Origin of the sequence: Pseudomonas sp. MNR3A, from assembly GCF_009650575.1 — a bacterium.
GTDB lineage: Bacteria > Pseudomonadota > Gammaproteobacteria > Pseudomonadales > Pseudomonadaceae > Aquipseudomonas > Aquipseudomonas machongensis.
On sequence record NZ_VZZS01000030.1, the window covers coordinates 148,014 to 166,466 of the forward strand.

At 63.6% G+C, this 18,453-nt stretch carries 11 protein-coding genes; all 11 read right to left on the reverse strand.

Translation table 11 applies throughout. The features are described from left to right. Positions 1 to 64: 64 nt before the first annotated feature. Positions 65 to 1,540 carry a transcriptional regulator FleQ gene (fleQ, locus tag F6X62_RS20970; protein ID WP_054891886.1) on the reverse strand — a complete coding sequence of 492 codons (1,476 nt, stop codon included), beginning with the start codon at positions 1,538 to 1,540 and terminating at the stop codon, positions 65 to 67. Positions 1,541 to 1,709: 169 nt separating this feature from the next. Continuing rightward, complete coding sequence (gene fliT, locus F6X62_RS20975; protein ID WP_054891887.1) at positions 1,710 to 2,006, reverse strand: flagellar protein FliT; 297 nt, start codon at positions 2,004 to 2,006, stop codon at positions 1,710 to 1,712. 15 nt (positions 2,007 to 2,021) lie between these two features. Next, positions 2,022 to 2,417 (reverse strand): flagellar export chaperone FliS, encoded by a 396-nt coding sequence (gene fliS / locus F6X62_RS20980; RefSeq protein WP_054891888.1) that lies wholly within the window; start codon positions 2,415 to 2,417, stop codon positions 2,022 to 2,024. Between the two features lie 132 nt (positions 2,418 to 2,549). After that, a complete protein-coding gene (gene fliD / locus F6X62_RS20985) occupies positions 2,550 to 3,956 on the reverse strand; it encodes a flagellar filament capping protein FliD (protein WP_153774593.1) in 1,407 nt (468 codons plus the stop codon). A 79-nt stretch (positions 3,957 to 4,035) separates the two neighbouring features. Further along, complete coding sequence (locus F6X62_RS20990; RefSeq protein WP_153774594.1) at positions 4,036 to 4,392, reverse strand: flagellar protein FlaG; 357 nt, start codon at positions 4,390 to 4,392, stop codon at positions 4,036 to 4,038. Positions 4,393 to 4,464: 72 nt separating this feature from the next. Beyond that, on the reverse strand, positions 4,465 to 5,325 hold the full coding sequence (locus F6X62_RS20995; protein WP_054891891.1) for a flagellin domain-containing protein: 861 nt from the start codon (positions 5,323 to 5,325) through the stop codon (positions 4,465 to 4,467). 281 nt (positions 5,326 to 5,606) lie between these two features. Next, positions 5,607 to 6,542, reverse strand: a complete 936-nt coding sequence (locus tag F6X62_RS21000; RefSeq protein ID WP_054891892.1) for a ketoacyl-ACP synthase III — start codon at positions 6,540 to 6,542, stop codon at positions 5,607 to 5,609. Positions 6,543 to 6,759: 217 nt separating this feature from the next. Beyond that, positions 6,760 to 10,290, reverse strand: coding sequence for a glycosyltransferase (locus F6X62_RS21005; RefSeq protein WP_153774595.1), 3,531 nt, complete (start codon positions 10,288 to 10,290; stop codon positions 6,760 to 6,762). A 122-nt stretch (positions 10,291 to 10,412) separates the two neighbouring features. Next, positions 10,413 to 13,133 (reverse strand): glycosyl transferase, encoded by a 2,721-nt coding sequence (locus tag F6X62_RS21010; protein WP_153774596.1) that lies wholly within the window; start codon positions 13,131 to 13,133, stop codon positions 10,413 to 10,415. 56 nt (positions 13,134 to 13,189) lie between these two features. Next, positions 13,190 to 16,765 carry a glycosyltransferase gene (locus tag F6X62_RS21015; RefSeq protein WP_153774597.1) on the reverse strand — a complete coding sequence of 1,192 codons (3,576 nt, stop codon included), beginning with the start codon at positions 16,763 to 16,765 and terminating at the stop codon, positions 13,190 to 13,192. A 116-nt stretch (positions 16,766 to 16,881) separates the two neighbouring features. Next, positions 16,882 to 18,444 carry a flagellar hook-associated protein 3 gene (locus F6X62_RS21020; protein ID WP_153774598.1) on the reverse strand — a complete coding sequence of 521 codons (1,563 nt, stop codon included), beginning with the start codon at positions 18,442 to 18,444 and terminating at the stop codon, positions 16,882 to 16,884. Positions 18,445 to 18,453: the final 9 nt, after the last annotated feature.

Sequence of the window (18,453 nt, forward strand, 5' to 3'; positions counted from 1 at the left end):
TTTCTGAAAACACGCCAGCCCCTTGCAGGCGCAACGCGAGGTTGCGCCTGCAAGGGGCTGGGCTTCAGTCTTCGGCCTGGTCTTCGCCGCCCTGGCGACTCATGCCGTACTTGCGCATCTTCTCGACAAGCGTGGTTCGACGGATGCGCAGGCGTTCGGCGGCGCGGGCAACGATGCCGTTGGCGTCGTCCAGGGCTTGCTGGATCAGCCCCTGCTCAAGGCTGCCGAGATAGTCCTTCAGATCCAGGCCTTCCGGCGGCAGCATGGCGTGGCTGGAGAAGTTCGGCGCATGGCCGTTGATCGCCACGCGCTCTTCGAGATCGCTGCGCAAGCTGTCGACCAACTGCTCGTCTTCATCATCGACGTAGCGGAATTTTTTCGGCAGCTCGGCAACGCCGATCACCCCGTACGGATGCATGATCGCCATACGCTCGACCAGGTTGGCCAACTCACGGACGTTGCCCGGCCAGCCATGCCGGCACAGCGACATGATCGAGGCCGAGTTGAAACGGATGGAGCCGCGCTTCTCGTGCTCCATGCGCGAGATCAGCTCGTTCATCAGCAGCGGAATGTCCTCGACACGCTCGCGCAGCGGCGCCATTTCGATGGGGAAGACATTCAGGCGATAGTACAAGTCTTCGCGGAAGGTCCCCTCTTCGATCATGGTCTCGAGGTTTTTGTGGGTCGCCGCGATGATGCGCACGTCGATGCTCTGGGTCTTGTTGCTGCCAACCCGCTCGAAGGTACGCTCCTGCAGCACGCGCAGCAGCTTGACCTGCATCGGCAACGGCATGTCGCCGATCTCGTCGAGGAACAGGGTACCGCCGTTGGCCAGTTCGAAACGCCCCGCACGGCTGGTGATCGCCCCGGTGAAGGCGCCCTTCTCGTGTCCGAACAGCTCGCTTTCGAGCAGCTCGGCAGGGATCGCCCCGCAATTGACCGGCACGAAAGGCGCTTCACGGCGCTTGGAGTGATAGTGCAGGTTGCGCGCGACCACTTCCTTGCCCGTGCCGGACTCACCGAGGATCAGCACGCTGGCATCGGTGTCGGCCACCTGCTGCATCATCTGCCGCACATGCTGGATCGCGCGGCTGGTGCCAACCAGGCTGCGGAACAGGTTGGGTTCGCGCTGACGACCGCGCTCGCGCGCCTGGTCGTACATCTCACGGTAGACCTGGGCCCGGTGCAGCGAATCGAGCAACTGGCTATAGCTGGGCGGCATCTCCAGGTTGGACAGCACGCGCCGGCGCAGGTCTTCAGGGAACTCGGCAGAAGAAATTTCACCTAGAAGCAGAACTGGAAGGAACTCATCCCACGCAGCCACTGTCTTAAGCAGGCCCAGGACACTCGCCGGTGCATTCACAGCCCCGATCAGCACACACAGGACTTCCCTGCTCGAAGACAATGCCTCTACCGACTGCTGCCAGTCCGCACTGGAGCAGGAGAGGTTCTCTTCGCCGAGAAAATTCAGGACCACCGCCAGATCGCGGCGGCGTTCGCTGTCGTCATCGATCAGGAGGATCTTGGTTTCACGCCACATTCAATACTAACTTCCCTAGTCATATCGGCGCCCGCAGGCGTGCTCGACATCATTCCGACTGAAATGGTCAGTGTTCGGACGTCTGAAATTTCGAAAACAGCCACTAGTTAAGTCAAAAAACAGCACACAGTCAAATTAATGGCGCGCAGCTTCTTGCATTGCCCAGCGATCAGCTGAACAGATGGTATACCTTTGTCGCGTTTTTTGCCTGACGGATCTGCGTCATCTCGTCGACTATCGATTGACGTTCACCACTTGCAAATTCAATCAATTGCCGATACACCGCCAGCAATTCATCCAGACTGCTCCTGACCTGTGCATCGTTTTCCTGCGCTTCGGCCAGGATATCCTCGACGCACACGCGACATGCCAGGTCGAGCTTGCCCACCGCATCCCAGTCGCGCTCAGCGAACGCTGCCAGCAAGGCATCGCGGGTCTCTTCGATACGTGCAATCACTTCGCTCATGTGCGCCTCCTGGAATTACTCTGCCGGCACCTGTTCGCCGATGGCGTCCCAGCCTTCCTTGACCGTGATCAGCAGGCGCGCCACTTCGTCGATGATCGCCGGGTCACTGTGGACGTTGGCTTCGATCAGGCGACGGCTCATGTACTGGTACAGGTTGTCGAGATCGGTCAGGCTGTCGGCGTGATTCTCCAGATCCAGCCCTTCGCGCAGGCCGCCAATGATGTCGATGGCCTTGCCGATCAGAATGCCCTTCTGGGCGACGTCCTTGCGCGCGATGGCGCCCTTGGCCTGGGCCATTCGGTCAAGACCGCCCTGCATCAGCATCTGCACCAGACGGTGCGGACTGGCTTCGGAAGTCTGCGCAGCACCGTTGACTTTCTGGTACTGCCGAAGGGCCAACATCGGGTTCATGGAACTACCTCATTGCAGCGAAAAGGTTGCGTATACCTGCTGTATCGCCAGCTCGTCAAAAAACTTTAGCCATGAAACACAAAGCCCGGTACACCTGCAAGGTGTCACCGGGCTTTTGTCGCCGCTTAGCGATCAGCCTTTCTTGGCCTGGGCATTCATCGCATCGAAGATCGAGACGATCTGCTCGCCCTGCTTCTTCATCAGGCCCAGGGCGGTGTCGAGCGCTGCGTACTTCTTGGTCAGCGAGGTGGTCAGCAGCTCGGTACGGCGGTCCAGCGCAGCCTGCTGGTCCTGCAGGTTCTTGGTCACCTTGTCGAGCGCCGACTTGCGCGAATCCAGCGAACCGCCGGTCTTGACGTAGGGATCGAGGGCCTTGGTCATCCGGTCGAAAACGCCACCGTCGGCCGTGAACAACCCCTGAATCTCCGAGCCAAGCTTCTTGTCGTTCAGTGCAGCGGTGAACTTGGTGCTGTTGAACTCAAGCGTGCCGTCTTTCTGGGTGTTGATACCCAGCTGGCTAAGGGTATTGAGCTGGGTGCCCGAACCGGCTTCGGCGACCACCTTGCCGATGTCGCTCAGCAACGAGCGCGTGGTCGGATCGTTGGTCAACGGGCCCAGGCTGGTCACGTTACCGGAAGAGTCCTTGGTCGGTGTCGTCAGGGCGGTAACAGCCTTGCGCAGGGTGTTGTAAGCATCGACAAACGACTGAACCGATTTCTTCAGGCCATCGTTATCGAGCGTCACACTCACCTTGACCCCGGTCGTGGCAGTGGGCGACGTGGTGCCGGTAAGTTCGAGGCTCAGGCCACTGACCGCGTTGTCGACGACGTTCTTGGAACTGGTCAGCTTCAAACCGTCGACGGAGAACTCGGCATCCTGTGCCAAGGCGTCGATAAAGCCGCCCCCCGCACCCACCATCTTCTGCGTGCCATCGATGGTAAGTTCGGGGATACCGCCAACGGAAATGTCACTGCCCTTGCCGGTCGTGGTAGAGCCGAACACCAGACGCGAACCGCCCGCCTCGTTGACGACGTTGGCGGTGATGCCTTCCTTGCCCAGTTCCTTGTTGATCTGGTCGCGCACGCTTTGCAGCGTGGAACCGGCAGCAACGTTGACCTTGTAGGTCTTGCCGTTCTGGCTGATGGTCAGCTCACCTTCGCTGATCGCTGAGGTCCCCCCCCCGGCGAACTGCTGGCTGGCGACCTTGGAGCCAGTGGCCAGTTGGCTTACCCGGATATCGTAGGTACCGGCAACCGCACTGTTGGTGGTCTTGATCTTGACCACGCTTTCGTTGGCGGAAGTACCGGCAAAGGCGTTGAAGGAAGGCGCATCCTTGTCGTTGAGCTTCTTCATGGCGTCCTGGAACGCCGTCAGAGCGCTACGCAGGGAGCCGATGCCCGAGAGGATCGCCGAGTTATTGCTCGACTGCCGAGCAATCTGGTTGGACTTGGCCGAAGTATCGGACTTCACCAAGGCATCGACGATCTTGCTGATCTCGAGGCCGTAGCCCACGCCTGTGCTAGGAGTAATTGCTGCCATGTCCTGCCCCTCTCTTCAACGCGCCCGCCTCGCTCCTGCAAGGCCGGCATGATTCGTAACGCGCAATGCTCGCCGCCGGTCAGACCTTGGCATTGAACAGTACACTTTTGACATCGCGCAGGCTTTCGGCGATCCGCAGGGCCTCCTCGGAGGGAATCTGACGGATCAGCTCGCCGGTTTCGCTGGCGATGACCTTGACGACAATCTTGCCGGATTCTTCATCCGTGGAAAACTCAAGATTACGTCGGGTTTCTTTCAGGAATTGCTCGATCTGCGAGACGGCTTTCTTGACGTTGTCAGTGTCGTGCACCTTGACCGCGTCCTTCTTGCCACCCTCGGCGGATGCTTCCAACGGCCGCGAGACCGGCTTGTCGGCAACCTGCTCGGCCGAACGTGCGGCCGGATAAGACAGGTTCAGCTTGACGCTCATGTCCATGTCCACCACCTCGTAATGAAAAGGCGGGGGAGCGCCGCAAGTGCACTCCCCCGCCAGCAGCTATCAGGCAGATTAGCCCAGCAGCTTCAGAACTGCCGACGGCAGCTGGTTGGCCTGGGCCAGAACCGAGGTCGAAGCTTGCTGCAGGGTCTGCTGCTTGGTCAGCTGGGCAGTTTCGGCAGCGAAGTCGGTGTCCTGTACACGGCCACGAGCAGCTTCGGCGTTCTCGTTGATGTTCTGCAGGTTGTTGATGGTGCTGGTCAGACGGTTCTGGGCGGCACCCAGGTCAGCACGGTTGGTGTTGATTGCCTGCAGGGCAGCGTCGATTGCGCTGATGGCGGCGGTGAAGGTCTGCTCGGCGGCGGTGCTGTTGGCACCGGTGATGCTCTTGCCAGCCAGGGCGGTCAGCGCAGCGCCAGTACCGGTGGTTTTCATCGCGGCACTGAGAGTCACGGTGATCTGGTTGGCGGAGCCGGAGTTGGAGCCGACCTGGAAGGTCATGACGCCAGCGGTACCGTCCAGCAGGTTCTTGCCGTTCAGCTGGGTGGAGTCGGCGATACGGTCGATTTCCGACAGCATCGACTGGAACTCTTTGTCCAGAGCGTCACGGTCTTGCTGGCTGTTGGAGTCGTTTCGGGACTGGACGGCCAGTTCACGCATACGCTGCAGGATGTTGGTCTGCTCTTGCATCGCGCCTTCAGCGGTCTGGGCGATGGAGATACCGTCGTTGGCGTTCTTGATAGCCATGGTCTGACCGCGGATCTGCGAGGTCATGCGGGTAGCGATCTGCAGGCCGGCGGCGTCGTCTTTGGCGCTGTTGATTTTCAGGCCGGACGACAGACGGGTCATCGAGGTGCTCAGAGCGTCGGAAGCACGGCTCAGGTTTTTCTGAACGCCCAGAGAGGTGGTGTTGGTGTTAACGGTCAAAGCCATGACGAATTCCTCGTTGGATTGGGTACTGCGGCTTCCGGCCCTGGCGTTTGCCGGGTGTGTGGCCTAGAGAACCTTCGTAATGGTTATCGTCGTCGTGGCGGTTTGCTTTAGGGGGTTTTGCGATTTTTTTTAGTGGCACGCTGCCACCCCAATGAAATCAAGGGTTTGACGCCAGAAATACAGCGTCCGCCGGGGCCCGCAGAACTGCCAAATAGACAGCAGAAATGCAAAAGCGCCGAACGGTTACCCGTTCGGCGCTTTTGCAGATACCGCGACAACACTCAATCAGTGCGTTCGATGATCGCCGAACCCCACGACAAGCCGACGCCAAAGCCACTGAGAGCAACACGCTTGTGGGTCGAACCCAGCACATGCTTCTCCAGCAGCAACGGAATGCTGGAGGAAACGGTATTGCCGGTCTCGACCATGTCCTTGACGAACTTGCCCTTGTGCGCGCCCTCATCGAAGCGCGCCGACACCGCATCGACGATGGCCGCGCTGCCCTGATGCAGGCAATACAGGTCGATGTCGTCAGCCTTGAGCTGGCTGGCCTCGAGCAACTGGTTCAGGTGCGCCGGTACCTTGACCAGGGCGAAGTTGTAGACCTGACGACCGTTCATGAAGAACTTGCCATCGGTGGTGCGCAGGTGCTCGGCACCGGCACCGTCGCTACCGAACAGCGACTTGCCCAGTTGCCAGGCCGCGCCCTCGCCCATCCAGGTCGCAGTGGCGGCGTCACCGAACAGCATGGTGGTGTTGCGGTCTTCAGGGTCGACGATCTTCGAGTACGGATCGGCGGTGATCAGCAGGCCGTTCTTCAGGCCCGCAGCTTCCATGAAGCCTTTCATCGCGTACAGGCCGTAGACATAGCCCGAGCACCCGAGCGAAACGTCGAACGCTGCAACATGGGTCGCAAGCCCCAGCTTGTGCTGGACGATGGCGGCGGTGTGCGGCAGGCCCTCGGCGTCGCCATTCTGGGTGACGACGATCACTGCATCGATGCTGGCAGGGTCGAGCGAAGGATTGGCGGCGAACAGATTGCGCGCGGCCTCGACACACAGGTCGGAAGTTTCCTGCTCGCTGTCCTTGCGCGGCAAGAACGTGGAGCCGATCTTGCCGAAGATGAAATCCTGGTCCTTGCCGAATTTTGCGCCCTGGGCGTAGTTGTCTACCCCTTGAGTCGGCAGGTAACTGGCGATGCTTTTAATGCCAATCATGTGGCTTCCCGTTCAATAACAGCGAAGTAGCCCACGGCGTACGCAACGACGAAACGCCAGGAAACACGGGACGCCCCTGTTCCTGACCACGTTTTGGCTGCGCGACGGCGGCTCCTAGTTTGGACAATATACAGTGAAGATGCGCGAAGTGACTCTCAAGTCACGCGTTTTTTGTCGAATGGACACCGCAGCGTCACATCCTCACTGCGCCCCCCCCTCAATCGGGTAACCAGGCGCGGCGCCAGCTCTCCAGTCGCGTCCCTTCGAGCAGCCACTGCCCACGCACCGCCGCCTGCAACGCATCACCCAATGCCGCCGACGCGTCGCGGTCGGACAAGTGCAGACGGATCGCCTGCAGCCACTCGTCGGGCTGGTTGCCCGCACGCGACAGCGGCAAGGCATCGCCTGCGGCAAAGCCCGGCACTCGACTGCAGATCACCGGATGACCACAGGCCGCGTGCTGCAACACGCGCATGTCGCCAGAGCAGGCGTTTTCCATCGAGTCGGCCATGGGCACCAGAGCCAGATCGAGATTCAACGCCGCCAGGGCCTCGCCGAGACGCCCTGGCTCGACCGCTGGGTGCGACTCGCTGACGAACGGCTTCAAGCTACCGGGACACTCACCCAGCACCACCCACTCGACTTCACCCGACAAGGCCGGGACTACCTGTTCGAGCATCTCGTCGTCCTTGCCGGCGATCCAGCCAAGACGTGGCAGTTCTCCTGCGCGTCGCTCGCCCTTCAGGCGGCCCCAGCCGACCGGCAAGGCGCTCTCCAACACCCGGATATCGTGGTGCAGCCCCTGCAGCCGCTCGGCCAGCACGGGGGTCGACACCAGTACCCGGTCAGCGTGCATCAACGCCGCCTGCAGGCGCTGCAGCAGATCCTCGCTGGACTCGAACTGTGCAAGCGCGGGATAACTGTCGAGCACCACCACTTTCAGCGCCCGGGAGAATGCACTCAGCCGACGCAGGGTCAGCAGCCCTGCATCATCCAGCGGTCGCTGCAGGATCACGCTGGTCGGGGCAAAACGCTCCAGCTCCACCGCAGACAACAGCCCGACGGTCGCGGCACCGTCGAGCAACGCGTTTTCGCACATCGCACCCAGCGGATGGATCAGACGCGACAGAGCCTGCTCATCCTGCTCGGCAATGCAAGCCAACACTCGCGGCACCTTGCCGAGCAGCGGTCGCCAGCTCAGGTCATTGCTTTGCAGCACGAAACCTTGCCCGGCACGCAGCGAGAAATTGCCGTTGTAGGCCGGGTCATGTGCCAGACGCGGCAACCAACGTGCATACAACGCGTCGTGCTGCTCTTCGCTGGCCAGCGCATCGCGTGGCGCATCCAGCAGCAAGCGCGCATGCGGCGTCCAGACATTCAGATAGCCAGCCTGATGCAGTTTCAGGCACAGGTCGACATCGGCCCAGGGCGCCAGCAACTCGCTGGCATCGAAGCCGCCTGCCTCGTGGAACAGTTCGCGCCGCAGCATCAGGCACTCGCCACCAACAGCAGCGAAGTTCTGCTCCAGCGCCAGGCGCGCCATGTAGCCCGCAGACTGCGCAGGCAGGCCGGCGAACGCCGGCCCCACAGAGCCGTCGATCCCGAGCAGCAAGCCGGCCTGGCGTACCGTGCCGTCACCAACCAGCAACTTGCCACCGACGGCACCGACTTCGGGGCGCTGGGCATGATTGAGCAGCGCCGCTAACCAGTTGCCATCGAGCACCGCGGCGCGGCCGTCGAGCCAGACCAGATAATCACCCCGCGCCTCCTGCGCAGCCGCGTTGCACAACGCAGCCCATGGCTGGCCTGGCATGTAGCGCAGCACCTGGAAGCGCCCATCGCCGATCTGCCCCACCATATCCAGCCATTCGAGCAGCGCCGGGTCTTCACTGCCCGCCTCGATCAGCAACACCTCGAACTGCTCATGGGCGGTGTGCGTGAGCAGGGTTTCCAGGCAGCGCTGGAAGTCGACCAGTTGCCCGCGCAACGGCACCATGATGCTCACGGACGCGACATGCGCATGGCCGTAGTCGATGCGATAACCGCCCGGCACGTCGTCAAGGGCCAAGACCTGCGCCCGTTCATAGCCGCGCAGGCGCAGGTGATGCTCGATGACCCTCTGTTCGTCGGCACAGGCCGCCAGCGGCTCGCCATTGCCGATCAACAGAGGCTCGGCGACATGCATGACACTGCCCAACCCGCGCTCAAGCAACAAACTCAACTGAAGGCCAAGTTCGAAGGCTCGCCCGCAGTCGCTGGCGAACCCTGCCGCCAGCGCCTCGCGCCGATAGATCCAGTGCCGCGACAGGCTGCCCGGCATGGCCAGCAGCAGGTCGAGGTTAAGGTCCGGACGCAGCGCCAGCTCGATTTCCCCTCCCTCTCGGCGCAGCCCTTCGTCGGCGTACACCGCCTGGCAGTCATCGGCCGCATCGAGCAAACGCACCGCCAGCGCCAGCAGCCCGCTGGCGACGAAGGTCTCGCCAGCCTCGACCAGCAGGCACCAGTCACTTGCGCTATCGCTCAGCACCGTGTTGATCGTCGCCACCGGCTCACGTGGATCGCAGGCATGCCATTGCACACCGACACGCTGCGGGTCGCACTCACCCAGCACATGCACCTGCAACTGTCGATACAGGCCACGGTCAAGACTCTCCAGGGTATGCAGCAGTGCCTGGCGGTCACCATGATCACGCACCAGCACGGCAAGCTTGGGCGCCTGTGGCCCGGACAACGCCTGCTGCAGGCGCTGTACCTGGGCGGGCAGCGGATAGCGCTGCCGCAGCCAGTCGAGCATACCGTGCCGGTTGCCCGCGGCTTCACGCACGGCTGCGTCCTGGGTCTTGGCGATGAAGGTGTCCAGCTGCTGCCAGAACGATGCGGTACGTTGCACATAACGCTGCAGGCCATCGCCAACGGTGGCCCGGGCCTGTTCGAGGGCGTGCGGCTGGTCGGCCATGGCAAAGCCGACGCAACCGAAGAAGCTGTTCTCGAGCACCTGCTGATCCACGCCATGCCCCGGCATGAACAGCACGGGGCAACCACACAGCACCGCGATCACGCAGGTCATCGACCATTCGTAGGTGTACAGCACCTCGGCATGGCGCAGCACCTCGGCCAACTCCACCAGGCTCAGGGCATTGGCCACGCTGAGCAGGCGAATGCCGGCAGGCAACTGGTCGTAGTCGATCATCTCCAGCGGGTGGCGGTTCTGGTAGAGGTAGGCGCCCTCGCGAGCACAATCGGCAGCGCCGGCGGCGAACAATTCGATGTCAATGGTGGGCAGGCACAGCAGGTCGACGTTGACATCGCCACGGGCCTCGGCAAGGCGTTCGGCGTAGTAGAAGATCAAGTCGGTCGCCGCCGCATTCATGCTCTTGCCGCTGATGAAGCTCTCGAAGTTGAGCATGTAGCGCGCCACCACCGGGCACTCCAGCGGGTTGCCGCTGACCACTTCGGGATAGACCGCGATCGGCACCTTGCCCTCGGCCAGGTGGCGGCGGGCGACCGCCGGGTCGAACAGCGGCGTCTTCAGGTCTGGATTGACCACATCGGTGCCGTAGATGTATGCCTCGCGGCCATTGAGGTTGAGCATGTGGCAGAGGTAGTGCATCGAAACGATACCGGAGGAGGTATCGCGGTAGGCAGGCGCCAGCAGGTAGTAGGGATGCCCCGGCTTGGTGAACATCAGGCGCAGGCGCGTCAGCGCCTGTTCGAGCGAAAGAGCATCCAGCTGCGCAGCGGTCGACATTGGGGGGCGAACTCCAGGATCAGGACAGGCCGCTGACCATCACGGTGGCGGCCTGTCAATAATTTGCCAGCGGGCATGAAAAAGCCGGGCTTAACCCGGCTTTTTTGCAATTAGCGCGCCAGTCACCCCAGCTGTGCCAGCCACTGCGGCGCACCCGCGGCGCTCTGACCGTCGAGCCGCGCAACCCCCTGGAACGCGCCGGGCCATTGCTCGGCCAGCGCCTGCACAGCTTGCCCGGCAGGCACCACCAGCTCGTTGCCCATCAGCCTGGCACGCGGCGTCCACACTACCATCAGACCGTTGCTGCGTACCGCCAGGCACAGGGCCAGGTCCGCCGCACCCGTTGTCGGCAGGCCACCGCACTGCTCGAAGGTCTCGCGGCCGATCATCAGGCAATCGCCGGATACCGCCGGGCAATCACGGACCGACAGCGGCCAGCGCGCCGCGGCGCTGCGTGCCGCCGAGGCACCGGCCCACGGTGCATTGACCTGGCCGCCGTCGAGCAGCTCGTAGCCAGCATGCAGCAGGACCTCGCCGCGCCCCCACAAGCTGGCCCCGACGATCCCCACCTCAGGGCGCTGGGCCTCGTTGAGCAGCGACTCGATCCAGGCCGGAGTGATTACGTGGCAGCGCTCGGACAGCAGCACCAGGTAATCGCCACGCGCCTGCCCGGCGGCCAGCGCCAGCAGTTGCTCGCGCGAGGCATGCGCCTCACCGGCAATCAGCCGCACGCGTGTGCCAAAGGTCTGGGCAATCGCCGCCTGCCCTGCGCTGTCGTGCCCCGGCAAGGCCACCACCACTTCGAAGCGCGGATAACGGGTGCGCTGGAAGATCCCGGTCAGCGACACCTGCAGTTGCGCGGTATCGCCCTCGCCCGCCAGCAGGATGCTGACCAGCGGCGTGGCGGTATGACGGAAATCGATGGTCAGGCCTGCACTGCCCTGGTCGCTGATCTGGGCGCGGTAGCCCAGCTCGGTCAGGTGGCGGTTGAGGACCTTGGCCGCTTCGTCGGTCAATGCCTGCTCGGGCTGCTGACCGATGACCAGGTAGTCGTCCATGTGCGCGAGACAGCCGACACCCTGCTGCTGGACCAGACGCAGCAACAGGTCGTACTCCAGCGCATGACGATAGGACTCGCTGTAGCCCCCCAGATCGACCACGGCCTGGCGACGCACCAGCCAGTGCCGCGACATCAGGCCTGGTTGGCTGCGCAGCAGGTCCAGGTCACTGCCCGGACGGGTCACGTCAAGCAGACGGCCTTCGCTGTCGCGCTGCACTTCATCGGCAGCGATCGCCTGGCAGCCCGGCGCCTGGGCCAGCTCGACAGCCAGGCGCAACAGGCCACCGGCCAGCAGCACGTCGCCAGCATCGAGCAGCAGCAGCCACTCGCTGGAAAGCTGTTTCACCACCTGGTTCAGGTGGGTCGCCCAGTTGCCTTCGTTGACCTGGATGAAGTGCAGGGTATCGCGCGCGGTGGTGATAGCCGGGGGCTTGCCGCCCTTGAGCACCACCAGCTTGAAGTTGCGCAGGCCGCTGGCCAGCAGGCTGTCGAAGGTGGCCTGCAGCGCCTGGTCGTCGTTTTCCAGGTCCAGCACCACGAAGGCGATCTGCGCAGCCGGGTGGCGCGCCAGGAAGCTCTGCGCGCGAGCACGGTCGGCTTCAGCCGGGGTCGCGGCAGCAATGGCGGCCAACACCTTGCCGGACGGCGTCGTCTCGAGCAATGCGCGGGCATCAGGTGCCGGAACGCTGCGCAGGCGCACCAGCCAATCCTGCATTTCGCGAACATGGTGGGTGTCTTTGGCGCCGGTCAGCAGCGGCACCAGGCGCTGACATACGTCCTGGTTGAACAGGCCCAGGCCCAGCGCTTGCAGGTAGCGCTGCTGCAGGCTGTCGTTGGTGTCGTTCGGATGCACTTGCAGCAGGTCGTGCTGGCGCACCCAGGCGCCTTCGAGCGCATGCAGATGACGCTCGCCAGTCGGCCAGGCATGGCAGAGAAACTCTATTTCGCTCAGACGCTGGAACAGCCTGCCGTTGTAGTACGGCAGCTCGACATACTGGCGCGGCTCGAAGGTCTGTTCAGGGTCGTCGATCACGCTGGCCCAGTCGGAGCTGAACAGCAGCGGCGTCTCGCCCTGATCGTAGCTGCTGCGCACGAAGCGGTTGAGCACCACGAAACCTTCTTCGCCGGCACACACACCCGCCGCTTCATCCCACTGGCGCAGGCTGCGCACGGTCTGGGTCAGGCGCTCTTCGCGGGCGGCTGCGCCCAGGTCGTTGCTCAGCAGTTCGCAGACCACATCGGTCTGCTCGAGGCTGCCGATCTCGCCTTGCAGCAGGATCGCGTAGCCCAGCGCCACACGCCAGCCCGCGGCATCCAGCGCTTGCGGCAGGCCTGCCAGCGCGGTCTGCAGGGTAGCGACACGCAGCACCGCGCGCCAAGCCTGTTGCCCGCTGTGACCATAACGGCGCACGCGCGCCAGAGCGTCTTCTGCGGCCTCGGGCGCGGCGAATGCACCCAGCTTGTGGTAGCTGAGCTTGCAGTTGCCCGCCGCATAGGCCAGGGCATACCCCTGTACACCCTTCAACTGGGGCTGTGCAGCCAGAGAGGCAGCAGCCTTGCCCAGCGCATCGGCGAGAACGAAGTCGGCATCCAGCGCCAGACAGACGAAAGGCGTTTTCACCCGCTCGAGCAGTTCGCCGAGTTGGCCTGCCGGCTCCAGCGCCAGGCACGCAACGCCTTGACCGGCGTAGTAGTGGAGTGCGCGGGCGCGGTGATCCGCCTGGTCATGCCCAAGCAGGACAACGGTCACGTCGGTGTGCGAGCCGGTTGCGGTATCGATCATAAGGCACCTGTTCAAGTGTTCGGTTCTGCGCAAGGCCTGGGCCCGGCGCCTGGATTTCAGTCAGCCAGCCAGGCGTTGGCCCAGTGCTGCAGATGATGTTCGGTGAGGACGTAGTCGCTCAGTACCGCCTCGCGCAGAGCATCGCCCTGGCGATAGCTGGCAGCCGGGTCGTCGAGGTGCATGCGGATCGCTTCCAGCCACTGCGCCGTGGTGTTGTCTGCCACGCGGGTGCACGGCAGGTAGCCGGCATAAGCCTTGGTGTCGGTGCAGATGACCGGGAAGCCGCAGGCGCCATATTCGAGCAGCCGCAGGTTGCTCTTGCAGTCGTTGAACAGGTTCTGCTCCAACGGTGCCAGGGCCAGGTCAAGGTTGAGGCTGGCCAGCTTGCGCGGGTAGTCACCGAACGAAATGGCCGGGTGAAACTCCTTCACGTAAGGCAGCAGCATCTCGGGGCACATGCCGAAGAACACCCAGTCGACTTCGTCGGCCAGCGTGCGCACCACCTCCAGCAGCAGTTCCAGGTCACCGCGGTGGCTGGTGCCGCCCGCCCAGCCTACACGCGGCCGCGCACTGGTCTGACGCTCACTGCGCAGGCCCGTCCACAAAGAGGCGGCGAGCATGTTGGGGACCACGCGGATGTCGCTGTGCATGCTCGACAGGGCATCGGCCAGCGGTTCGGTAGAGACCACCACGCGATCGCACAGGCCGATGGCTTCGCTGACCAGCTCGCGCATGTTGCGCGGCAGGTTGCGGGCGTGATCGTTCTTCTTCGGCGGATCGATGATGTAGTCGTCCAGCTCGTAGATGCGCCGGGTGTTGGAGAAGCGCTTGAAGCGAGCGATATCGCGCAGGCTGGCCGGGGTGTAGCGGCACTGCAGGATCACCACATCAGGTTTTTCCCGCTCCAGCTCGATCAGGCTCGGTGCGCTGTAGTCGATGCGGCCCTGGATCCAGCCGGCCTTTTCCAGCTCGGCGAACGGCTGCGATACACGGTAGTGACCGATGGCGGAGGTGCTGCTGGGCAGCCCCATCACCGACGGCATGGCGCGCGCAATGAACGGATCCCAACCACCGCGCAGGCCCGGCTCGAAGTTGAAGTTCGGCAGCTTCAGGCTGAGGTTGCGATTGTAGGCAGGATCGAAAGCAACCCATGCCAGCCAGCGCTCATACAGCCGCTCCTGATCGGCCAGCAGGCTCTGCGGTGCGGGCTGTTCCAGAGCGGGCACCGGCACCTGGGCGACCCGCGAGAACGGCGTCCACACCGACAGGTAGCCCGCTTCGCGCGCCCGCAGGCACAAATCGGCATCGAACAGCGAGACCTCGAACGCCGCAGTATCCAGCCCACCCAGCTCGGCGAACAACGCTGCGCGCACCAGCAGGCAGTCAAGGCCCAGGGCGCTCCAGTTCTGCACCAGGCTCAGGCGGTTCATGTAGCCGTCGGCATTCACCGCACAACTCAGGAACGGCGTGCCGGCAGTGCCATTCATGCCCATCACCAGGCCGGCCGAGAGCACCGAACCATTGTTGTCGAACAGCTTGGGGCCAACCAGGCCGACTTCCGGGCGCTGCCCCAGATGCATCAATTCCTGCAGCCATTGGCCGTCGAACAGCACGCAAGTGGCATCGAGCAGCAGCAGGTATTCACCGCGCGCCTGACGGCTGGCCTCGTTGAGGCTCTGCGCCCGCCCGGTGGCATCCGCCTGGCAAACGCGCAATTGGTCACTGCCCAACCCCTGCAGGCCGCCCAGCCAGTCGCGCACCTCCGAGGATGTCTCGCTGCTGGCCACCAGCAACACTTCGAAATCGGCGTAGGCGGTATGGGCGAACAGCGATTCCACGCAGCGCATCAGCACCGCCAGCTCGCCCGCGGCGTGGATGAGGATCGAGACACTGGCGGCTTGGGGGTGCAGGTAGGTGACCCGCGTCATCATGCTGCCTTCGATACCCGAAACCCGCGCCTGCACGCCCAGGCGCTCGAAATGTGCTTGCAGCACACGCGGGGCCTGCACATGCGCCTGCGCATCGTTGAGCCAGTCGGCGTAGCTGTGGTGACACTGCACCAGCACTTCGGCGATGTGCTCGACCACCTGCAGGCCGTGGGCCTCGACCATGCGCCAGAGCAGGTCGTGGGGAGCGAGCGTGGCGAAGCTGGAATCGAAGCCGCCAAGTTCGCGCAGCGCCTTGGCATCGAAGGCAAGCAGCCGACCGACATAGGGCAGGCTGCGCATCAGGTCGAGGTTGAAGTCGGGTTTGAAGATCGGACACGACGGCGCCAGGTTGTCGTTGGCGCCTTCGTCGATGTACAGGCACAGGCTATCGCCACGCAAGGCCATGCGCTCGGCCATGATCACCAGTGCATGAGGGTGCGCACGGTCACCGGCGCGCAGCAACAATAGCCAGTCGATATCCTGGGCGGTGGCCAGCCACTGGCCAAGTTCGGCAAAGTGATCACCCTGGCTGTGCAAGTGCCGGGCATCGCCCTGTACCTGGCCAGCCAGCGCCGCCGGGCCCAGCACCAAGGTACTGCGGGCGGGATAGGACTGCCCCTGCAGGCTCTGCAAGGTGGTGCGCAAGGCCTTCTCGTCGCCCGCATCGGCCAGCACCGCCACCGCGATGCGCGGCTGGCGGGGCCACTGCTCGATGCGTTTGGGCAGCAGGCTGACCTGGCCCGCAGACAACTGGCGCGACGCCAGCCATTCGGCATACAGCTCGTCGAAGCTGATGCTGTCTGTACCGATCTGCTGGCCAAGGTTGGCCATCTGACCGGAGAAGAAGCGGCGCAGGTCCATTTCCTCCCAGACCTGATCGGCCGCCCCGGTGTATTCGGCCAGCGGCAGGGTGCGCACCCAGCCATCGGCCGGCGCTGGCTCGCCAGTGGACTCGGCGAGCATCTGCAGCAGCCATTCGGATTCGGTCCTGGCAGCTTCGACCATGCTGCCCTGGTGGCTCAGGCGCCCCGCGTGCACGCGCTCAAGGCTCAGCACCTGGTCCAGGCTGCACAGGTGACCACGACGCAGCAGGCAGGCGTACAGCGCGAGGTCCAGGCGTGCGGCGAAGCCCTGCCCCTCCCCGACCAGCGCCGGCAGGTAGGCCTGCACCTCGTCACGGCGCAGCAGCGCGTGGCTGATCCCGCCAAACAGATTGGGCACGCCATCGGCGACGCTTTCGAGCAGGTCGGTGCCATTGATCACGGCACTGTTCAGGGAAATGACGAAGTTCAGCCAACGCGCCGGCAGCAGCACATCGTCGGCTGCACACAGCAGGCGCTGGCAGATGACCATGCTGACCTTGGCGTGATCGCTCAGCACCCTGGCCTGTTGGCTGATGCAGGTGCCGAACAGCACGTCGTCGTCACAGAGAAACTTGATCAGCTCGCCCGACGATTCCTCCAGGCAGCGCTGCAGGTTGCGGGCAAAACCCAGGCGCTCGGGGTTGCGCACATGACGCAAGGGCACCGTGCAACCGGCACGCAGCTCTTCGCAGATCGCCGCGATCTGGTCACCGCGACTGTCGTCGCAGACCACGATCTCCAGGTTCGGGTAATCCTGGCCGATGGCGCTGGCCAGCGTGGCGCGAAAGAACTCGGGATTGAACGCGGGGATGGCGATGCTGACGAGGGGATGTGCGTTCACTAGGACTCACTCAAGCGATTGAACCGCGGGACCGGCTGCCACCCGGTCCGGCGCTGACCGGCGGGTGGCGAGGCAGGCTCGTGGGACGATCACCCCGCGATCACCCGCACCTGGGTTCAGATGTAGTTGACCAGCGACAGGCCGGCGATCTTGGCGTAGGACTGCAGCGAGGCCTGGAGCATGTTGGTCTGCATCTGCAGGCGCAGCATCACCGTGGCCGGGTCGCTTTCGCGGATCGAGCTCTGGGTCTTGGCGTTCTCGTTGCCCAGTGCTTCGTTGGTTTCGGCCTGGACATCCAGTGCCGCGCCGCGACCACCGATGGCGCTGATCGACGAGCTCACCTGGTTGGTGGCACTGGCGATGTTGCCGATTGCCGAGTCCAGCGAGGCGAGGAAGTTCTGGCGCGCCTTGGGGTCGCTGTCCATCGGCACGCTCAACGCGGTGCGCAGTTGGCCAATGGTGTTGAGCATGTTCTGGTTCTGGTGGGTGTCGACCTTGATTGCGAACGAGTCACCAGCATTGGGTGCACCGGACAACTGGAAGCTCACGCCCGAGGCCGTGGCAGTGTTGCCCGCCAGGGTGCCGGTGGAGATCGGCCGGCTGTTGTCGGTGAGCGGCGCTGCATACAGCTCGAAGTCGGTAGCGCTGGTGAACTTGAGCACCGCGCCGCCACCTGGGAACGAGGCGTTGTACTGCGCCTGGTTGCTGATGGTGGCGTTATTGACCTGAGTGCCGGACGTGTTGCCCGGGCTGCGCGAGCCAGCGATGGCGTCGGGCTTGGAGCTCAGGTTGAAGGTGTGGCCGGCAATCGCGGCATCCGGGTTGTCGCCCGGCTGCAGGGTGATCTTCAGGCGCAGGTCGACACCGCGGAAGGAGATCGAACCATTCTCGGCATTCGGGTTGTAGGTCCCGCCCTGTGAGGCTTCCAGAGTCACGTCGTTGTTGCCCGAATCGAGGATTCGGTACTGAGTGCTGCTGAGGAACTCGACGCGGTACGGCTCGCCACTGCGGAAGCGGTCGTTGAACGTCGCGCTGCCGGACACCTGGCCGTTGGACAGGCTGACCCGACCATCGTCCACCGCTGGAGCGGTCAGGGTGGTCTGGCTGCGGCTGGTGTTGAGTGCCTGCTCGAAGGCATCGAAACCGGTCTCGTTGGCCGCCAGGCTGAGCATGTCGCCCACCTGCAGTTTCAGCTGGCCCTGGTCGCCCTGGTAGCTGTAGGTGCCGTCGGCGTTGCGCACGTAGGGCGGGGTGTCGCCCTTGGAACCGGAGAACAGGTACTTGCCGTTCTCGTCCTTGCTGTTCATCAGCGAGAACAACTGCTCTTCCAGCGAACCCAGCTCGTCGGCGTTGGCCTTGCGGTCGGCGTCGGTGAAACCGGCGTTGCCCGAGCTGATCGCCAGCTCGTTGACGCGCTGCAGCACCTTGCCGATGGCATCGAGGGTGCTTTCGGAAGTGCTCAGCGAGTTGCGCACATTGGTGATGTTGCTCTTGTACTGGTCGAGCATGTTCTGTTGCTGCTCGAGCTGCAGCAGGCGCGAGGCGCCTACCGGATCGTCGGCTGCAGTACGCACGCGGATGCCGTCGCTGGATTCCTGCTGGGTTTTCACCACGTTGGAAAAGCCGCGCTGATAGTTGGCGCTGCTGGTGTTGTAGAACTGCGAAGTGGAAATGCGCACGGTCTACGG

Excerpts from the sequence above, each read along its gene's own strand:
- F6X62_RS21010 (WP_153774596.1), bottom strand. The coding sequence starts at position 13,133 with ATGATCGATACCGCAACCGGCTCGCACACCGACGTGACCGTTGTCCTG.
- fleQ (WP_054891886.1), bottom strand. The coding sequence starts at position 1,540 with ATGTGGCGTGAAACCAAGATCCTCCTGATCGATGACGACAGCGAACGC.
- F6X62_RS20995 (WP_054891891.1), bottom strand. The coding sequence starts at position 5,325 with ATGGCTTTGACCGTTAACACCAACACCACCTCTCTGGGCGTTCAGAAA.
- F6X62_RS21000 (WP_054891892.1), bottom strand. The coding sequence starts at position 6,542 with ATGATTGGCATTAAAAGCATCGCCAGTTACCTGCCGACTCAAGGGGTA.
- F6X62_RS20990 (WP_153774594.1), bottom strand. The coding sequence starts at position 4,392 with ATGGACATGAGCGTCAAGCTGAACCTGTCTTATCCGGCCGCACGTTCG.
- fliS (WP_054891888.1), bottom strand. The coding sequence starts at position 2,417 with ATGAACCCGATGTTGGCCCTTCGGCAGTACCAGAAAGTCAACGGTGCT.
- F6X62_RS21005 (WP_153774595.1), bottom strand. The coding sequence starts at position 10,290 with ATGTCGACCGCTGCGCAGCTGGATGCTCTTTCGCTCGAACAGGCGCTG.
- fliT (WP_054891887.1), bottom strand. The coding sequence starts at position 2,006 with ATGAGCGAAGTGATTGCACGTATCGAAGAGACCCGCGATGCCTTGCTG.
- fliD (WP_153774593.1), bottom strand. The coding sequence starts at position 3,956 with ATGGCAGCAATTACTCCTAGCACAGGCGTGGGCTACGGCCTCGAGATC.